At 44.5% G+C, this 695-nt stretch carries 2 protein-coding genes; one reads left to right on the forward strand and one right to left on the reverse strand.

All coding sequences use genetic code 11. The annotated features are described in order from the left end of the window. Positions 1 to 292, forward strand: a 292-nt coding sequence (locus DSM106972_RS51225) for a hypothetical protein (protein WP_158632773.1), incomplete at its 5' end; no start/stop codon positions are given. Here the strand turns inward: DSM106972_RS51225 and DSM106972_RS06620 are convergent. Further along, positions 275 to 695, reverse strand: a 421-nt coding sequence (locus tag DSM106972_RS06620; RefSeq protein ID WP_201800692.1) for a hypothetical protein, incomplete at its 5' end; no start/stop codon positions are given. The genes DSM106972_RS51225 and DSM106972_RS06620 overlap by 18 nt on opposite strands.

A 695-nucleotide genomic window follows, 5' to 3' on the forward strand; every position in this document is an offset into this window, starting at 1 on the left:
GGTAAAGTTTCTGAAGCTTGATGTAGTACTGGTTGCTCGGAAACTGGTGCGGTTGTTTCTATATTTGGTACAGTCGCTTCGGTGTTTTGGTTTGAAGCTTGCTGTAATGGTAAGGTTTCTGAAGCTTGATGTGGTACTGGTTGCTCAGAAACTGGTGCGGTTGTCTCTAAATTTGGTACAGTCGCTTCGGTGTTTTGGTTTGAAGCTTGTTGTAATGGTAAGGTTTCTGAAGCTTGATGTGGTACTGGTTGCTCGGAAACTGGTGCGGTTGTTTCTATATTTGGTACAGTAGCTTCCGTGTTTTGGTTTGAAGCTGCTGTAATGGTAAAGTTTCTGAAGCTTGATGTGGTACTGGTTGCTCGGAGACTGGTGCGGACGGTTCTATATTTGGTACAGTCGCTTCTGTGTTTTGGTTTGCAGCTTGTTGTAATGGTACAGTTTCTGAAGCTTGATGTGATACTGGTTGCCCAGAAGCTGGTAGGGTTGTCTCTAAATTTGGTATAGTCGCTCCCGTATTCTGGTTTGAAGCTTGCTGTAATGGTACAACTTCTGAAGTTTGAACTGGTACTGGTTGCCCAGAAGCTGGTAGGGTTGTCTCTAAATTTGGTGTTGTTGGGTTTGAAGCTTGCTGCAATGGTACAACTTCTGAAGTTTGAACTGGTACTGGTTGCCCAGAAGCTGGTAGGGTTGTCTCT

The organism is Dulcicalothrix desertica PCC 7102 (genome assembly GCF_003991905.1).
In the GTDB taxonomy this organism is placed as follows: Bacteria; Cyanobacteriota; Cyanobacteriia; order Cyanobacteriales; family Nostocaceae; genus Dulcicalothrix; species Dulcicalothrix desertica.